This is a genomic window from Micromonospora sp. NPDC049580, from assembly GCF_040675595.1.
Lineage (GTDB): Bacteria > Actinomycetota > Actinomycetes > Mycobacteriales > Micromonosporaceae > Micromonospora.
Genome location: NZ_JBFAPG010000087.1, coordinates 1 through 16,546 on the forward strand (window position 1 = coordinate 1; position 16,546 = coordinate 16,546).

The window sequence follows — 16,546 nt, forward strand, 5'->3', positions numbered from 1 at the left end:
CGGTGTTCGGCGGGGGTTGGGGGGTCGGTGCCCGCCCGCCCCCCCTCCCCGTTTGCGCCCGGCCGGCCCCCAAAGCTGCGCGCCGGCCCGCCGTCCGTGCGGACAGCCGCCGCGCGGACTCCACGTCGGAGGGTCAGGACGTATCGTGTGGTGGCCGCGCCCCCGGTGTCACCCCCGAGGCGGCCGGCAGCCGTCACACGGGGAGGTCTGATGGCGCAGTTTCCCAGCGGCGACTTCGGCGCGGCGACCGAGCGGTTCGTCGCCTCCTGGTCGGCGGGCATCTCCGAGCGGGCCGCCCGGGCGCAGGAATTGTCCGAGCGGGTGGCGGCGCTGTCGGCGACCGCCGACGGTGCGGACGGCGCGGTCCAGGTGACCGTCGCCGCGTCCGGCGCCATGACCGACCTTCGACTCGACGACCGGGTGTTGCGGTGGCGGGCGGACGAGATCGCCGCCGAGGTGCTGGCGGTGATGCGCCGGGCGCAGGGGCGCCTGGCACCGCAGGTGGCGGAGGCCGCGGCGGAGACCGTCGGCGCCGATTCCGCACGTTCGCCCAGCACACCAACCGGCGGGTGGCCGAGTTCCGTTGGCAGCCGGGCCAGGCGGTGTCGCTGACCATCGTCGACCCCGAGTGGGGCGCGCTCGCACAGGACTTCTACGACAACGGTGTGCCGGTCGGCGCGGAGCGGGTGCCGCCGGAGGCCGGTCCGGACTTCATGCGCGCCCTGCTGCAACGCTTCCGGATGAGCTACTACAAGTTCGTGGACGAGAGCGGCTGAGCCGCCGCCGCACCGGTACGACAGCCGCTGCCTGAGCATCGGTACGCTGCACGGCGGCTTCGCGGTCTTCCCCGTACTCTGGCGACCGTCAGCGGGCGGCGGACCATGAGCCATCCGACGAAGTCGTACAGGAGAGGGGCGACCACGGCATGACGGCGGTATCGGGCCAGCGGTCGACTGCGGTGAGTGCCGGGGAGACGGCCGAGGAGGATCTGCGGGCGCTGTTCGGGCAGTCCATCGCCGTTTTCGCGTCGCTCGTGGGGCCGACGCATGTGGTGGAGACGGCGAACCCGGCGTTCTTCGCCACCATCGGTGAGGAACGGGCGCGCACCGGGGTCCCGATCGCCGAGCTGATGCCCGAGTTGGCCGGTCAGGGCTTCGTCGCTCTGCTGGACGAGGTCTACCGCACGGGTGAGCCCTACACCGGTCGGGACGCCCGGGTCGTGCTGGGGACCGGTCCGCACGCGCGGGAGGCGTTCTTCGACTTCACCTACGAGCCACGCCGCGACGCCAGCGGCACCGTGACCGGGATCCGCGTGATCGGTGTGGAGACCACGCAGGTCAAGCACGCCCAGCGGTTGATGGCCGAACACCGCGCCATGCTGGAGCAGATCGCCCGCCAGGCGCCCCTGGCCGAGGTGCTCGACGGAATGGCCCGCTGCATCGAAAACCTGGCGCCGGAGCAGGTGCTCGTCTCCGTGCTGCTCGCCGATCCGGACGGCCGGCACCTGCGCCACGGCGCCGCACCGAGCCTGCCCGAGTTCTACAACCAGGCCATCGACGGGATCGCCACCGGCGAGGGCGTCGGCTCGTGCGGCACCGCCGCGCACCGGCGGGAACCAGTCATCGTCACCGACATCGCCAACGACCCGTTCTGGGACGACTTCCGCGACCTGGCCGAGCGGGCCGGCCTCGCCGCCTGCTGGTCGATGCCGATCCTGGCCCGCGACGGCAGCCTGTTGGGCACCTTCGCCATGTACCACCGCACCCCGCGTGTCCCGCAGGACGCCGATCTCGCTCTGGCCCGGGTCTTCGCCGACACCGCGGCCCTGGCCATCGAACGCCACCACGTCGAGCAGGCGAAGACGGCCGCCGAAGCACGCGCCAAGGCCGCGCATGAGGAGCTGGCCAAGGCGGTACGCGCGGAGCGGCAGCTGCGCGCCGAGGCCGAGCAGCGCGCCACCGCCGCCGCGGAACTCGCCGACCGGATGCGCGCCGCCGCGGCCGCACAGGCCGCCCGACCGCACCCCGAGCACTGCCAGCTCGGCGGCGACCAGGGGTGCGCCGCACCAGCGAAGATCAAGATCGCCGATTCGTGGGGTGATGCGGCGTGGGGCTGCGAGGCCCACGTCGAGGAGGCCATCCTCAACGTGCGGTCGGTGTTCATCGCGAGCGAGGAGCTCGGCGGCCTGGCCGCCTACCTGAACCGCTGACCACCGGGGCACGCCAGCGACGACGCGCGACGCGTTGCGGTCAGGCCGCGACGGCCGCCCGGACGTCATCGTCGGCGGCGCGCAGCCGTGCAGCGGCCTCCTCGGCCGTGCAGTGGGCGAGCAGCAGCACGATGGCCGTCTTGGCGTGCCCGTGCGCCGCCGCGAGCGCCCGCGCGGCCGTGTCGAGGTCGGTGTCGGCGGCCTCGGCGACGATCCGGCGTGCCCGGTCGACGAGCTTGGCGTTGGTGGCGTTCATGTCCACCATGAGGTTGCCGTAGACCTTGCCGAGCCGGGCCATCGTGGCGGTCGAGAGCATGTTGCAGACGAGCTTCTCGGCGGTGCCGGCCTTGAGCCGGGTGGAGCCGGTGAGCACCTCGGGGCCGGTGGGCACCTCGATGGCGACGTCGGCGTGCCGGCTGATCACGGCGTCGGTGTTGCAGGCCACGGAGACGGTCGCCGCGCCGCGCGCGCGGGCGTGATCCAACCCGCCGACCACGTACGGGGTACGGCCGCTGGCGGCGAGCCCGACCACCGTGTCGCGGGCGGTCAGGCCGACCGCGTCGAGGTCGGCGACGGCGCGGGTCGGGTCGTCCTCGGCGCCCTCGACGGCGACGCCGAACGCTCGTGCCCCGCCGGCGAGCAGACCGATGACCCGGTCGGGCGTCGTACCGAAGGTGGGTGGGATCTCGACGGCGTCGAGCATGCCGATCCGGCCGCTGGTGCCCGCGCCGAGGTAGATCAGCCGTCCGCCCTGGCGTAGCGACGCCACGATGACGTCGACGGCGGCGGCGATGTCCGGCACGGCCCGACGGACGGCGTCGGCGACCGAGCGGTCCTCGTCGTTCATCGCGAGAAGCAACTCGGTGGGAGACATTCGGTCGAGGTCGCTGGTCTTGTCGTTGCGGGTCTCGGTGCCGAGGGTGCTGAGGTCCATCCGGTGTTCGTTCCTCTCGCTGATGTTCAGCCGCCGAGTGCTACCGGGCGCGTCCTGCTGGGCCAACGCGCCCTCTATCAGCAGGCTGAAACCACAGCGTAACCAGCCCGGACGGACGCTGGCAAAAAGTTTCGCGTTAGTGTGGGCCAACGTCACTTATTGACAACCCGCTGGGTGGGGAGTGAACCGTGCGCCAACTCGACCTTGTCGTGATCGTGCTGTACCTCGTGGTGATCGCCTTCGTCGGACTGCGCCTGTCCGGCAAGCAGAAATCCGCCAAGGACTACTTCGTGGGCGAGGGCCGGCTGCCGTGGTGGACCGTCTCGTTCTCCGTGGTCGCCACCGAGACCAGCGTCCTGACCGTGATCAGCGTGCCGGGTGGCGCCTACAGCGGTCAGGGGTTCGGCAACGTCGAGCTGGCCCTGGGCTACGTCATCGGTCGCGTCGTCGTGGCCACGGTGCTCATCCCGCTCTACAAACGGGGTGGGTTCGTCAGCGCCTACCAGTACCTCGGTGAGCGGTTTGGCCTGAAACTTCAGGGTCTGGCGTCGGTCACGTTCGTCTTCACCCGCCTGCTCGCCGAGGGTGTCCGCCTGTTCGCCTCGGCCATCCCCATCAAGCTGCTCCTCGACGAGTTCGGCCTGCACGTCGGCTACCAGGCCATCATCGTGGTCCTCACGCTCATCACGGTGGTCTACACCTACCTCGGCGGCATCAAGGCGGTCATCTGGACCGACGCCATCCAGATGGGGCTGTACCTGGGCGGGGCGATCCTGGCCATCGCGGTGCTCAGCCACGCCGTCGGCTTCGACGGCTACTCGCAGGCGCTGGACGCCGGCAAGTTCCAGCTCTTCGACACCAACTTCACCCTCGCGCACGTGCTCACCAGCCCGTTCGCCCTGCCGACCGCGATCATCGGTGGTGCCATCTTCGCGATGGCCAGCCACGGATCGGACCAGCTGATCGTCCAGCGCATCCTGTCCACCCGCACGCTGCGCGACGGGCAGAAGGCGATGATCTCCTCGGGCGTCTTCGTGGTCATCCAGTTCGCCGCGTTCTCCCTGGTCGGCGCGCTGCTGTGGTCGTACAACAAGGGTCAGACCTTCAAGGAACTCGGCCTGGCCAGCAGCGACAACCTCTACCCGAGCTTCATCCTGCACGCCCTGCCGGTCGGCATCTCAGGTCTGCTGGTGGCCGGCATCCTCGGCGCCGCGATGGGTTCGCTGTCGTCGGCGTTGAACTCGATGTCGAACTCCACCGTCGCCGACTTCATCCACAGCTTCTCGCGCAAGGTCCCGTCCGACGACGCGATGCTCCGGCTCGCCCGGGTGATGACCCTGGTCTGGGCGGTGCTGATGGCGATCTTCGCCTGCGCATTCAGCTCCAGCACCGGAAACGTCTACCTGACCGGTCTGACCATCGCGGGCTACACCTACGGGGCGCTGCTCGGGGCCTTCCTGCTCGGCCGTCTGGTCAAGCGGGCCAACCAGGTCGACGCCTTCATCGCCTTCCTCGTCACCGTGGCGGTGATGACCTACATCGTCCGCTTCGTCAAGATCGACGTGACGACGGCGGGTACCACCACCGCGACCGCCATCGCCGCGCAGTGGCTGGTGCCGATCGGCGTCCTGATCACCCTGGTCGTCGGCGCGGTGTCGAGCCGGTTCCACCCGGCCCCGGAGACGCCGTACGACCATGGACGACGCGACGAGGTCGACGACGACGCCGCGACGGCACCCGCCGGCCGGGCGTGAAGGAGGACGCGATGCGCGTGATCGGCCTGATGTCCGGAACCTCCTACGACGGCATCGAAGCCGCCGCAGCCGAGTTCGACCTGAGCGGCGACACCCTGCGGATGCGACCGCTGGGCCGGCTCAGCCACCCGTACCCCGACCAGCTGCGCGCCCGGATCGCCGCGGCCCTGCCACCCGCGACGACCACCACCGAGGCGATCTGCGTGCTGGACACCGGCATCGGCCAGACCTTCGCCGAGGCGGGCGTGCGGGCGGTCGCGGAACTCTGCGGCGGCCGCGCCGACCTGGTCGTCTCGCACGGGCAGACCATGCACCACTGGGTCGAGGCGGGAACGGTCCGCGGCACCCTCCAGCTCGGTCAGCCGGCCTGGATCGCGGAGGCCACCGGCCTTCCGGTCGTGGCCGACCTGCGCAGCCGCGACGTCGCCGCCGGTGGCCAGGGCGCACCCCTGGTCGCCCTGTTCGACGCGCTGCTGCTGCGCGGCCTGCCCGGCGTCCCCGCCGCGCTGAACCTGGGCGGCATCGCCAACATCACCGTCGTCGCGCGGGACGCGGATCCCCTCGCGTTCGACACCGGGCCGGCCAACGCGCTCCTCGACGCCGCCGTCCGCCACTTCAGCGGCGGCGTCGAGGAGTACGACCGGGACGGGCGCGGCGCGGCAGCCGGGCAGGTCAACCCGGTCCTGCTGCGGCGGCTGCTCGACGAGCCGTACTACCGGCAGCCCGGCCCGAAGAGCACCGGCAAGGAGCTGTTCCACCTGCCGTACCTGCTCGCCGCCCTCGCCGACGCCCCCACGCCGGAGCCGAACGACGTGCTGGCCACGCTCACCCGGCTGACGGCGGTCACGGTGGCCGACGCCTGCCGCGAGCACGGCGTCACCCGCCTCGTCGTCTCCGGCGGCGGCGCGCACAACCCGACGCTGCTGCGGATGATCAGCGACGAGCTGCCGGACGTCCACCTGACGTCCAGCGACGAGGTGGGTGTCGCGTCCGACGCCAAGGAGGCACTGGCCTTCGCGCTGCTGGGCTACCTGACCGTGCACGGGCTGCCGGGCACCCTGCCCTCGGGCACCGGCGCACGGCACGCCTCGGTGCTCGGCAGCATCACCCCCGGCCGCCAACCGCTGCAGCTGCCGGCGCCGGTCGACACCGCCCCCGAGCGGATGCTGATCGTCGCCGACTGACCACCCCTTCCCGGGAGGATCGCCCATGAGCACCGTCGTTCCCGTGCCGAGCGCCGCCGGCGTCCGCGCCCGCGAGGTCGCCGAGTTGCTGCGCTCGCGCCTCGACGATCCGACCCGGGCCAGCGCCGAGCTGCCCCGGAGGCTGGCGGCGGCGCACGACGCCTCGCCGTACCTGTTCGAGCCGCAGGCCGTGGTCCGCGCGGCCTCGGCGGCCGAGGTGGGCGCGCTGATGGTCGGCGCCCGGGAGGCCGGCGTGCCGCTGACCCTGCGCGGTGGCGGCACCAGCCTCGCCGGGCAGGCCGGCGGCGCGGGCGTGCTGGTCGACGTGCGCACCGACTGGCGGCACGCCGAGGTGCTCGACGACGGCCTCCGCATCCGGCTCCAGCCGGGCCTGACGATCCGGCAGGCCAACGCCCGGCTGGCCCGCTACGGCCGCCGGCTCGGACCGGATCCGGCCAGCGAATCCGCCTGCACGGTGGGCGGCATGGTGGCCAACAATTCCAGCGGGATGACCTGCGGCACCACCGACAACGCGTACCGCACCATGGAGTCGCTGCGCTTCGTCCTCCCGTCCGGCACCGTCGTCGACTCCGCCGCGCGCGACGCCGACGACCGGCTGCGCGCCGCCGAGCCCGAGCTGCACGCCGGGCTGCTGCGCCTGCGCGACCGGGTGCGCGCGACGCCGGGGTCGCGGGCCACGATCGAGCGGCTGTTCGCCATGAAGAACACCATGGGGTACGGACTGAACTCGCTGCTCGACCACGACAGCCCGGTCGAGATGCTGGCCCACCTGATGATCGGCAGCGAGGGCACGCTCGGCTTCGTGGCCGAGGCCGTCTTCCGGACCGTCGAGATCCACCGACATGCCGCCACCGGCCTGCTGATCCTGCCCGGTCTCAGCACCGCCACCGACGCGCTGCCCGCCCTGCTCGCCGCCGGCGCGCGTACCGCCGAACTGCTCGACGCCGCCGCGCTGCGGGTCAGCCAGCGTGACCCCGACGCGAGCCCGGCCCTGCGCGGGCTGACGGTCGTCGGGCACGCCGCGCTGCTGGTGGAGTTCGCCGAGGACACCGCGGAGCGGCTGGCCGCGACGCTGGCCGACGCCCAGCCCGTGCTCGACCGGCTGCCCGCCGTCACCGGCACCGAGCTGACCCACGACCCGCGCGAGCGGGCCAAGCTCTGGCACCTGCGCAAGGGCCTCTACACGGCGGTCGCCGGCGCCCGCCCGCCCGGCACCACGGCCCTGCTGGAGGACGTCGCCGTGCCGATGCCGCGCCTCACCGGCACCTGCGACGGGCTGATCCGCCTGTTCGAGCGGCACGGCTACCCCGACGCGGTGATCTTCGGACATGCCCGCGACGGCAACCTGCACTTCATGCTGACCCAGTCCTTCGACACACCGGCCGAGATCGACCGCTACGCCCGGTTCACTGACGACATGGTCGACCTCGTGCTCGCCGAGGGGGGAACACTCAAGGCCGAGCACGGCACCGGTCGCGCCATGGCGCCCTTCGTCCGGCGACAGTACGGCGACGAGCTGTACGACGTGATGCGCGAGCTGAAGCGGTTGTGCGACCCGGGCGGCCTGCTCAACCCCGGCGTGCTGCTCAACGACGACCCGACGGTGCACCTGCGGCAGCTCAAGGCCGTCCCGACAGTCGATGAGGAGCTGGACGCCTGCGTGGAGTGTGGCTACTGCGAACCGGTCTGCCCCACCGCCGACGTCACCACCACGCCCCGACAGCGCATCGTCCTGCAACGGCAGATCGCCCTCGCCACGGCCGCCGGGGACGAGGAACGCCGCCGGGAGCTGACCGCCGACTACGACTACGCCGCGGTGGACAGCTGCGCCGCCGACAGCCTCTGCGTCACCGCCTGCCCGGTCGGCATCGACACCGGCGCGGCGATGAAGCGACTGCGCGCGGAGCGGCACAGCCCACTCGCCCAGCGCACCGCCCGCGGTGTCGCCCGGCACTGGAAGGGCGCCGTGGCCGGCGTCCGGGTCGGGCTGAACGCCGCACACGCCGTGCCGACACCGCTGACCCGCGCCGCCACCGGGGTGATCCGTGCACTCGGCGCCACCGAACTCGTACCACAGTGGAGCGCCGACATGCCGCGCGCCGGCGGGCCCCGCCCCGAGCCACGCAGCGCGCCGGACGCACGGGCGGTGTTCTTCGCGGCGTGCATCGGCAGCGTCTTCGCACCGGAGGACGGCCCGTCCGGCGGCTCGGCGGCGGCGTTCCTGCGCCTGTGCGAGCTGGCGCGGGTGCCGGTGGTCGTGCCGGCCGAGACGGCGGGGCTGTGCTGCGGGACGCCCTGGCAGTCCAAGGGCTACCCCGCCGGCCACCGCGAGATGGCCGAGCGGACCCTGGCCGCGCTGTGGACGGCCAGCGACCAGGGCCGCCTGCCCATCGTGTGCGACGCGTCGTCCTGCACTCACGGGCTGACCCAGCTGACCGCCGCGCTGGCCGAAAAAGACCGGGCACGGTACGCCGCTCTGCGCTTCGTCGACAGCGTCACCTTCACCGCCGAACACCTCCTGCCGGCGCTGCCCGAACCCCGGCGGCTGGGCTCGCTGGCCCTGCACCCCACGTGCTCCACCGTGCACCTCGGCGGCATCGACGACCTGCACACCGTGGCCCGGGCGGTCGCCGACACCGTGACCGTGCCGGACAGCTGGGGATGCTGCGCGTTCGCCGGAGACCGGGGGCTGCTGCATCCGGAGGTCACCAGCGGCGCCACCGCCGCGCAGGCCGCCGAGGTCAACCAACGCGACCACGACGCGTACGCCTCCTGCAACCGCACCTGCGAGATGGGCATGAGCCGGGCCACCGGGCAGTCGTACCGGCACGTGCTCCAGGTGCTCGTCGAGGCGATCGAGCCGCCGGCCTAGCCCGTCACTGCTGCTCAGCCCTCTGCCGTCCCAGAGCGTTCAGTTCGGCAGCCCGCGCCTTTTGGATCCGGCCGGCGAGGGTCTTCACCTCCGGGCTGCCTCCGGCGGTCTGTTCGCCCCGGCACAGCACGACGGTCTGCGCGAGGTGCGCCCGGATCAGACCGACGGTCCGGGACCGCACCTCGGCCTCGGGAGCGGCGCGCAGCTCGGCGAGAGCGGCCTCGGTGACCATGCCGGGCATCTGATGCCCCGCATGGATGTTCTGTTCCGGCATGTTGCCGGCGGCCAGCAGCCTGCGCAGTTCCACCGACTCGGCCCGGTGCGCCGCCCGGATGTCGCCGAGGACGGCGCGCAGCGCAGGGTCGGCGGCCGACGGACGATCGTCGAGGGCGTCGATCAACGCGAGCGCACCCTCGTTCATCGGGAGCAGCAGCTGGATGAAGGCGTCATCGGTGCCGTTGAGCAGTACCGGCGGAGTCGGCGCGGGAGCGGCTGACGCGGGCGCGGCGGTCCGGTCGGTGCGGCCCGCATCCCAGGTCAGACCGACGGCCAGCGCCGTCGCGGCCAGCGTCGCGACGACGCCGACGATCCGCCCGGCCCGCCCGGCCCGCCCGGACAGCCTGTTCAACGCGCGGCCTGGAACGCGCGGCCGATCGCTGTCGGCGTGGTGCCGTCGCTGAACAACCCGGACCGGTCCTTGTCGGTGGCGGGGAGGCCGAACCAGGCGTATCGCTGCACGTAGGAGAGTTGGCCGAGCATGCCGGCAGCCGCGGTGAGGAAGGCCGCCTGCTGCTCCTGGCTCGGAAACTGTTGACGCCCGCCGTCGTAGCGGATCAGAGCGAACTCGGTCAGCCAGATCGGCTTCTGGTACCGCTGGTGGACGGCCTGCAGGTACTGCCGAAGCTGGTTTACCGCCGCGGCGGTCGTGAAGTCGGCGCCGTACCAGTGCAGGGTGATGAAGTCCACCCGGTGACCTCGGGCCTCGGCGCCGGTCATGAACCGGTCCAGCCAACCCTGCGGGTCCGGGCCGCCCCAGGCGACCGCCGGGCTGCCCAGCCTGCTGCCCGTCGCCATCAGTTGCGGCCACAGGTCCAGGGCCTGCTCGACTGTCATGTTCGCCTGTTCGGGCAGGTCCGGCTCGTTGAAGGTGAGCAGGTACGGCCCGGCGGCTCTGGCCCGGGCCAGCTCCGCGGCGGTGACGTTCTCCGCGCTGCGGATCATGGGTACGAACGTCCCGCCGCGCGGAGTGCTGATCCCCGGGTGCTGGGTGCCCCAGGTGTAGTACCAGCCGGCCTTCGAGCTGGCCAACGCCTGGCTCGCTCCGGCGAAGTTCCACACCCCGACGCCCTTGCGCGCGGAGCTGACCGCCGCCGGTGCGACCGGGGCCTTCGACGTGGGGCGCGCGCTCGGTGACGGCGCGCTGCTCGGGGAGGCGGACGCGGAGGCGGCGGTGGTGGGCGCCGCGGGCGGCGGGACGGCCCAGGAGGGCCCGGCGGCCGGATCGTCCGGCAGCACCACCACCACCGTGGTGATCGCGAGGACCGCGGCAACCACTCCGGCGGCCAGGTAAGGAACCACACCACGGGGCGCGTGCACCGCAAGCTCGGCGACGCCCGGGGGATGCGGTCCGACGGCCGGCGCGGCGGCCGGGGGCACGGTCGCGCTCGGGACGTGGGCGCTGATGCCGGCCGGCAGTGGCAGCATCGGCATCCCGGCGAGCAGCCTGTCGATCGGCAGGAACGTGGTGCCCAGGTGCCCGCAGAACGCGCAGTCACGGATGTGTCGGGCCAGCCGCTTGCGCCACAGCGGGCTGGGAGTGCCGTCCCACTCGGCCGCCACCGCGCGCAGGTCCGGGCAGCCAGGGCGGGCACGCAGGGCGCGGACGACGCCCCGGGCGCTCTGGATCTGCTCCTTCATCCGGTGGATGCGCACCGCGACGTGTCCCGGCGACAGACTCGCGGCCTCGGCGATCTCGGCACGCGTCAGCTCGCCGGTCTCCTCCAGCCACCAGAGCGAGAGCAGTTCCTGGTCGTCCGGGTCGAGCCAGCGGGTCGCTTCGGCGACCTCACGTCGTTGGTCGGTGAGGCCGAGCCGGAGGATCGTCATCCCGGCGAAGTCGGAGGCGGGGTCGGGCACGTTGTGGATCGCGTCGAGCCCGGCGTCCCGGTTGAGGGCGATGCGGCGACGCTGGTCCCAGTCGCGCACCTGGCGGATGGTGATCGCCACGAGCCAGGACCGGTACGCCGCCGGGTCGTTGAGCGCGGGCAGGTGCCGGATCACCCGTACCAACGTCTCCTGGACCACGTCGTCGACGTCGGCGTGGCCGCGGAGCGCACGCCCGACGATGTTGTAGACCAGCGGAAGCGAGGCCGCCACGACGTCGTCGAGAGCGCGCCGGTCGCCCTGTCGAGCCGCGACGACCAGCCCGGGATCGGGTGCTGCCCGACCGGCTGACGACATGGGTCCCACTCCTCCTGCGCTCGGTCCGGTCGGCGCGCGTGCGCGCTGACCGCCTCGTGATCGGAGACGAGCGGCGGCGGGTCAGATTACGGTTTTCTCCTCCGGTCGGCCGGGCCGGTCGGCCGGCGCGCCGGACTCGGCCTCGGCCGCGAAGGGGGTACGCAGGCGGGTCATGGACGCGGCACTGACGTCCGCGGCCGGACTGCGCTCGTCGTCGACGACCCTGCCCCCCTCGATGGTGAAGGGGTTGCGGGCGGAGGTCATATCGGGCACGAGGTGCTCCAAAAGATGTGCACGGCAGCGCTCGACTCAGTCATCGGCAGCTTCGAAGCCGTGGGAGGCGGAGGGGCGGGCCCGGCGATGGGCCATCGGTGCCCGCACCCACAGCCTAGCGGCAGGGGACGACCGGCGGGTGCTGGACCAACGCCACGGCGGATGACCAGCGGTTTCCGCCCCAGCCGAGGCGGGGCCGTGAACTGTCCGACTCACCCTGCCGGGTCGGGCCGGCACGGCTACGGTCGAGTTTGCGGAAGCCGTCCCCCGACCAGGGTTCGGTGTGGTGCGAACGGACAGGACAGCCATGACGGTTCAGATCGATCTCGCCGGCAGGACCGCGCTGGTGACGGGCTCGACCCAGGGAATCGGCGCCGCCATCACGGTCGGGCTCGCCCGCGCGGGGGCCCGGGTGGCCGTGAACGGCCGTACCGCCGCCTCGGTCGAGCGCGCGGCCACGGCGCTGCGCGGCGAGGTCCCCGGCGCCGAGGTCGTCGAGGTGGACGCCGACGTGTCGACCGACGACGGTACGGCCCGCGCGCTCGACCTCCTGCCCAGCGTCGACATCCTGGTCAACAATCTCGGCGTCTTCGGCCCCACTCCGGCGCTGGAGATCTCGGACGAGGAGTGGCGTCGCTACTTCGAGGTGAACGTGCTGGCCGGCGTCCGGCTGACCCGCGCCTACCTGCCCGGGATGATGGAACGCGACTGGGGGCGGGTGCAGTACATCGCCAGTGACTCGGCGGTCGCCATCCCCGCCGAGATGATCCACTATGGCGTCTCGAAGACGGCTCTGCTCGGCGTCTCGCGCGGGTTCGCGAAGGCCGCCGCCGGCACCGGCGTGACAGTCAACTCGGTGCTGGCCGGGCCGACCCACACCGGGGGCGTGGAGGACTTCGTGGCCGAACTCGTCGGCGACAGCCTGCCGTGGGACGAGGCGCAGCGGGAGTTCATGCGGCTGCACCGGCCGCAGTCGCTGCTCCAGCGGCTCATCGAGCCCGAGGAGATCGCCAACATGGTCGTCTACCTCGCCTCTCCGCTCGCCTCCGCGACGACGGGCGCGGCGGTCCGGGTCGACGGCGGCTACGTGGACGCGATCGTCCCGTAACGGCCGGCTCAGAGCTGGACGACGTGGCCGACCCGAGGCGGCGTACGACCGGCGAGGACGTCGAGCCACGCGTGTCGCAGCGCCTCGGGACCGTTGCCGACCCGCACGTCGAGCCACCCGCTCACCGCCGGGACGAACCGCTGCCAGGCGTCGGTGAACCGCCTGTCGAGCCCGTCGCGGCCCCAGTCCCGGCTGCGCTTGCGCATCTGCACCGGCGCGAAGAAGACCTCCCCGGCGGCGTCCGCGTTCGGCGTCTGGTTGGTGAGCCCGACCGCGATGTCCCGGACGAGCCGGTCGCCGAGGTGAGCGCGCAGCGCGGTCCGGGTCGCGGGGGCTCCGGACAGGTCGAGGTACACGGTGGCGACCGCGTCGAGGGCGTCGATGTCGTCGTACGCGACGACGTCGTCATAGCAGCCGAGTGACCGTGTGAACGCGACGTTGCCGGGCGAGGTGAGCCCGACCAGTCGCGGGCCGCGACCGTGCAGTTCGGACGCGGCAGCGTACGCGGTCTTGCTCGACGCCGACGACAGAACGATCGACCGCGCGCCGTAGAAGTCGTTGTCGACGACCTGGTCGGCCAACATGAACGAGGTGAAGAACAGCGGCCGGAAGAGGATCAGCAGGTCCTCCTGCCCGGCCTGGTAGACCGGGTCTGAAGTGGTCGACCGGTACGCGTTGTACGGCGAGGGCAGCTCGGCCCGGTGCGGGCTCGCGTCGCGGAACCCGGACGCGTCGACCCGGTCCGGCCGGACCACCAGGTGGCCGGCGGGCGGCAGGTAACCGTAGACCCGTTGGCCGACCTCGACCCCGGCAACCGTCGAGGCGAGCACGTCGGCGAAGCCCCACAGCGGCGGAAGCCCCCACTGCGGCCCGAGCCCGCGGGGGCCGGGCGGAAAGAACTCCCAGTAGCGCATCGCGTCGCCGAGCACCGCGTAGGTCACGTTGTTGGCGGTGAGGCCGACGCGGTCGACGCGCAGCAGCGCCGCGCCGTCGGGCAGCGCGGGCGCCTCGGCGTCGGCGAGCGTGGTCTGGCGGAGGTCGGCACGGGCCACGGCGAAGGTCCACGAGTCAGCCATGGTGTGACGCTAGACAGCCCCGAATTCTAAAGACAAGTGCACTGGGAGTGCAAAATCCCACTCGGCGGTCAGGGCTGGGGCGCGGTGACGTGCCGCAGGTGCCCCAACGGCAGGTGCGGGGGCTGCCACTCCAGGAACAGGGCCGTGGCGTCGTCGTCGAGCTGCTCGTCCTGGTACGCGAGGACGGCGCGCACCAGGCGGCGCATCGTCTCCGGGCTGGGCAGCCCGTCGTTGAGGGCACGGTTGACGAAGTCGACGAGCCGGTCTAGCCCGAACCGCTCCCCGTCGATGCTCTTCGCGTCGGTGATGCCGTCGGTGTAGGCGAGGATGCGGTCGCCGGGGTGCAGCTCCTCCTCGTACACCTGGGGTCGTGCCTGCGACAGGTGACCCAGGCCGAGCGGCAGCGCGGTCGGCCCCGGCAGCTCCCGGATGGCCTTGCCGTCGCGCAGCAGCATGGCGCCGGGGTGCCCCGCGTTGATGATCCGGAGCCGACCGGTGCGCCGGTCCAGTTCGGCGAGCAGCGCGGTGGCGAAGTAGCTGGGGTGCTCGGAGCGCACCCACCGGTCGATGCTGATGGCCGTGTCGACGAGGTCGAGGCCGGACCGGCGGGCGTTGCGGTACGCGCTGACCGCCAGCGAGGCCAGGGTGCTCGCCTTGATGCCGTGCCCGCAGGTGTCGAAGAGCCCGAGGCTGAGCACGTCGCCGTTCAGCGCGTAGTCGAAGATGTCGCCGCCGACGTCGTAGCACGGTTCGAGGATCGCGGTGACCACCAGGTCGTCGGTCGCGAAGGTCAGCGGCGGCAGCAGCCCCCACACGATCTCGGCGGCGACCTGCATCGGCAGGCGTCGCCGCATCCGCTCGACGACATCGCCGTAGAGCCGGCGGTTCACCAGGACCTGGGCGACGTTGACCGCCAACTCCCAGGCCGGCCCGTCCAGCGCCGTGTCGGCGGCGGCCGGCGACACGACCTCCAGCACACCCAGCCGCTCGCAGCCGAGCAGCAGCGGCACCCAGAGCCGATCCGGGTTGTCGGCGGCACGCTGCACCTCGAGGGTGGTGAACGCCCGACCGGCCAGGGTCGTGTCGATCGTCAGCTCGTCCCGGGCGAGGCCGGCGCCCAGCAGGGGCACGAGACAGGACTGGTTGTAGTCGGCCAGATAGATCACGATCTCGGTGGCACCGATTGCCGGCGCGGCCCGGGTGACCAGAAGCGCCAACTCGTCCGGCCCGCCCCGGGGTGCGTTGAGCTGCAACCAACGCGCCGCGTCGCCGGCGTCGACCAAGCTCCACCTCCCGTGTCCTGACCACCGTAGAAGCCCGGCGGCGAACTGCCAACGTGCGGAGCCCGTACGAGACGAGGGACTCCCTGCAGCCGCCCGGCCCGGTGCGCCACCGAGAGGCGAATGCCGGTCAGCTGCGGCCATATTGAGCGTTAAGGGAATTTTGAGGCATTAGATGTGCAAAAGTTCAATACGTCCCATCTGCGGTTCGGAGTGCGGCTGTCAACCGCCGACTCGGCCGGCGTCCGGTGAGACGCATTCGTGAAAGGGCATATCGTGACAACCACACTATTGCGCCGACCTCGACGCGCGGTCATGTCCGCGTTGACGGCCGTCGCCGCCGGCGGAGCGGCAGTCGCCGTCCTCATCTTCAGCGGCACCGGCGCGAGCGCGGCCGAGGCGCCGGTCAACCTCGGAACGGCGGCGAACTTCTCCGTGCTGGCGGGCTCGACGGCCACCAACACCGGGCCGAGCTTCCTGGCGCAGAGCCTCGGCGTCAGCCCCGGCAACACCGCACCCGGCTTTCCGCCCGGCATCGTCGGCGGGGAGATCCACCTCGGCGACGCCGTGGCACTGCAGGCCAAGAACGATCTGACCACCGCGTACAACGACGCCGCCGGCCGGACGCCGTTCACCAACCTGCCCGCCGAGCTGGGCGGCACCACACTGACTCCGGGCGTCTACCGGATCGGCGCCGCACAGCTGACCGGGACGTTGACGCTCAACAGTCAGAACGACCCGGCGGCGGTGTTCATCTTCCAGATCGACTCCACCCTCATCACCGCCTCGAACAGCAGCGTGGTGTTCATCAACGGCGCCTCGCCCTGCAACGTCTACTGGCAGGTGGGCAGCTCGGCCACGATCGGCACCGGCACCCGCTTCATGGGCAACATCCTGGCCCAGACCTCGATCACCATGAACACCGGCGCCACCCTCCAGGGCCGCGCCCTGGCACAGACCGGGGCGGTCACCCTCGACACCAACACCATCAACGCACCCGTCTGCCTTCAGCCGACGGGAACCCCCACGTCGACCCCGACCGGGACACCGACCGGCACGCCCACCAGCACCCCGACCGGGACGCCAACCGGCACGCCAACCGGGACCCCGACCGGCACGCCGACTGGCACCCCGACCGGGCAGCCCACCGGGACACCGACCGGGCAGCCCACGGGCACCCCGACCGGCCAGCCAACGCTGGTCCCCACCCGCACCGAGTTGCCCGTCACCGGCGGTAGGGGCGGCGGCGGCCTGCTGCCCGCCCTGACCGCGGTCGGCAGCATCGCCGTCGCCAGCGGCGCAGCCCTGCTGCTCCTTCTGCGCCGACGCCGACAGCTCGAGTCCTGAACAGGTGCCCCGGCGGCCGGTTGACCGG

Annotated in this window: 14 protein-coding genes; 8 read left to right on the forward strand and 6 right to left on the reverse strand. The window is 72.3% G+C overall.

What is annotated here, in order from left to right; genetic code table 11:
* The first annotated feature begins 210 nt into the window (after positions 1-210).
* The 3 genes from AB0J68_RS10635 to AB0J68_RS10645 all read left to right on the forward strand — a co-directional run bounded on the left by AB0J68_RS10635 (position 211) and on the right by AB0J68_RS10645 (position 2,209).
* Positions 211-612, forward strand: coding sequence for a YbaB/EbfC family nucleoid-associated protein (locus tag AB0J68_RS10635; protein WP_355134558.1), 402 nt, complete (start codon positions 211-213; stop codon positions 610-612).
* Entirely contained in the window at positions 570-776 is a 207-nt protein-coding gene (locus AB0J68_RS10640; RefSeq protein WP_355066612.1) for a hypothetical protein, read from the forward strand. The genes AB0J68_RS10635 and AB0J68_RS10640 overlap by 43 nt, the downstream gene beginning before the upstream one ends.
* A gap of 182 nt (positions 777-958) precedes the next feature.
* Positions 959-2,209, forward strand: coding sequence for a GAF domain-containing protein (locus tag AB0J68_RS10645; RefSeq protein ID WP_354855603.1), 1,251 nt, complete (start codon positions 959-961; stop codon positions 2,207-2,209).
* Between the two features lie 40 nt (positions 2,210-2,249).
* Here the strand turns inward: AB0J68_RS10645 and murQ are convergent, their stop codons facing one another.
* Positions 2,250-3,143, reverse strand: coding sequence for an N-acetylmuramic acid 6-phosphate etherase (gene murQ, locus AB0J68_RS10650; RefSeq protein ID WP_355066613.1), 894 nt, complete (start codon positions 3,141-3,143; stop codon positions 2,250-2,252).
* Between the two features lie 188 nt (positions 3,144-3,331).
* On the opposite strand from murQ, the gene AB0J68_RS10655 reads away from it, so the two are divergent.
* From AB0J68_RS10655 to AB0J68_RS10665, 3 genes are read left to right on the forward strand one after another with little or no spacing between them, the layout of a single operon-like run.
* Positions 3,332-4,897: a sodium:solute symporter gene (locus AB0J68_RS10655; protein WP_354855601.1), complete on the forward strand. Its 1,566-nt coding sequence runs from the start codon at positions 3,332-3,334 to the stop codon at positions 4,895-4,897.
* A gap of 11 nt (positions 4,898-4,908) precedes the next feature.
* Positions 4,909-6,081: an anhydro-N-acetylmuramic acid kinase gene (locus AB0J68_RS10660; protein ID WP_363937737.1), complete on the forward strand. Its 1,173-nt coding sequence runs from the start codon at positions 4,909-4,911 to the stop codon at positions 6,079-6,081.
* Positions 6,082-6,106: 25 nt separating this feature from the next.
* Positions 6,107-8,974, forward strand: coding sequence for an FAD-binding and (Fe-S)-binding domain-containing protein (locus AB0J68_RS10665; protein ID WP_363937740.1), 2,868 nt, complete (start codon positions 6,107-6,109; stop codon positions 8,972-8,974).
* 4 nt (positions 8,975-8,978) lie between these two features.
* On the opposite strand, the gene AB0J68_RS10670 is transcribed toward AB0J68_RS10665, so the two are convergent.
* The 3 genes from AB0J68_RS10670 to AB0J68_RS10680 form a co-directional block, all read right to left on the reverse strand.
* Positions 8,979-9,602 carry a DUF305 domain-containing protein gene (locus AB0J68_RS10670; protein ID WP_363937743.1) on the reverse strand — a complete coding sequence of 208 codons (624 nt, stop codon included), beginning with the start codon at positions 9,600-9,602 and terminating at the stop codon, positions 8,979-8,981.
* Complete coding sequence (locus AB0J68_RS10675) at positions 9,599-11,434, reverse strand: sigma-70 family RNA polymerase sigma factor (protein ID WP_363937746.1); 1,836 nt, start codon at positions 11,432-11,434, stop codon at positions 9,599-9,601. Before AB0J68_RS10675 ends, AB0J68_RS10670 begins: the two co-directional genes overlap by 4 nt.
* An 81-nt stretch (positions 11,435-11,515) precedes the next feature.
* Positions 11,516-11,698 (reverse strand): hypothetical protein, encoded by a 183-nt coding sequence (locus tag AB0J68_RS10680; RefSeq protein WP_354855611.1) that lies wholly within the window; start codon positions 11,696-11,698, stop codon positions 11,516-11,518.
* Between the two features lie 316 nt (positions 11,699-12,014).
* Here AB0J68_RS10680 and AB0J68_RS10685 point away from each other — a divergent pair, with 316 nt between their 5' ends.
* Positions 12,015-12,815, forward strand: coding sequence for an SDR family oxidoreductase (locus AB0J68_RS10685; RefSeq protein ID WP_363937747.1), 801 nt, complete (start codon positions 12,015-12,017; stop codon positions 12,813-12,815).
* An 8-nt stretch (positions 12,816-12,823) separates the two neighbouring features.
* On the opposite strand, the gene AB0J68_RS10690 is transcribed toward AB0J68_RS10685, so the two are convergent.
* The gene (locus AB0J68_RS10690; protein WP_355066620.1) at positions 12,824-13,891 is read right to left on the reverse strand and encodes a DUF2855 family protein; all 1,068 of its coding nucleotides are present in this window, start codon (positions 13,889-13,891) and stop codon (positions 12,824-12,826) included.
* A gap of 68 nt (positions 13,892-13,959) precedes the next feature.
* On the reverse strand, positions 13,960-15,174 hold the full coding sequence (locus tag AB0J68_RS10695; RefSeq protein ID WP_354855594.1) for a PP2C family protein-serine/threonine phosphatase: 1,215 nt from the start codon (positions 15,172-15,174) through the stop codon (positions 13,960-13,962).
* Positions 15,175-15,447: 273 nt separating this feature from the next.
* Here AB0J68_RS10695 and AB0J68_RS10700 point away from each other — a divergent pair, with 273 nt between their 5' ends.
* Positions 15,448-16,518: an ice-binding family protein gene (locus AB0J68_RS10700; protein ID WP_355134542.1), complete on the forward strand. Its 1,071-nt coding sequence runs from the start codon at positions 15,448-15,450 to the stop codon at positions 16,516-16,518.
* Positions 16,519-16,546 lie beyond the last annotated feature (28 nt).

Excerpts from the sequence above, each read along its gene's own strand:
- AB0J68_RS10665 (WP_363937740.1), top strand. The coding sequence starts at position 6,107 with ATGAGCACCGTCGTTCCCGTGCCGAGCGCCGCCGGCGTCCGCGCCCGC.
- AB0J68_RS10680 (WP_354855611.1), bottom strand. The coding sequence starts at position 11,698 with ATGACCTCCGCCCGCAACCCCTTCACCATCGAGGGGGGCAGGGTCGTC.
- AB0J68_RS10675 (WP_363937746.1), bottom strand. The coding sequence starts at position 11,434 with ATGTCGTCAGCCGGTCGGGCAGCACCCGATCCCGGGCTGGTCGTCGCG.
- AB0J68_RS10685 (WP_363937747.1), top strand. The coding sequence starts at position 12,015 with ATGACGGTTCAGATCGATCTCGCCGGCAGGACCGCGCTGGTGACGGGC.
- AB0J68_RS10635 (WP_355134558.1), top strand. The coding sequence starts at position 211 with ATGGCGCAGTTTCCCAGCGGCGACTTCGGCGCGGCGACCGAGCGGTTC.
- AB0J68_RS10690 (WP_355066620.1), bottom strand. The coding sequence starts at position 13,891 with ATGGCTGACTCGTGGACCTTCGCCGTGGCCCGTGCCGACCTCCGCCAG.
- AB0J68_RS10660 (WP_363937737.1), top strand. The coding sequence starts at position 4,909 with ATGCGCGTGATCGGCCTGATGTCCGGAACCTCCTACGACGGCATCGAA.
- murQ (WP_355066613.1), bottom strand. The coding sequence starts at position 3,143 with ATGGACCTCAGCACCCTCGGCACCGAGACCCGCAACGACAAGACCAGC.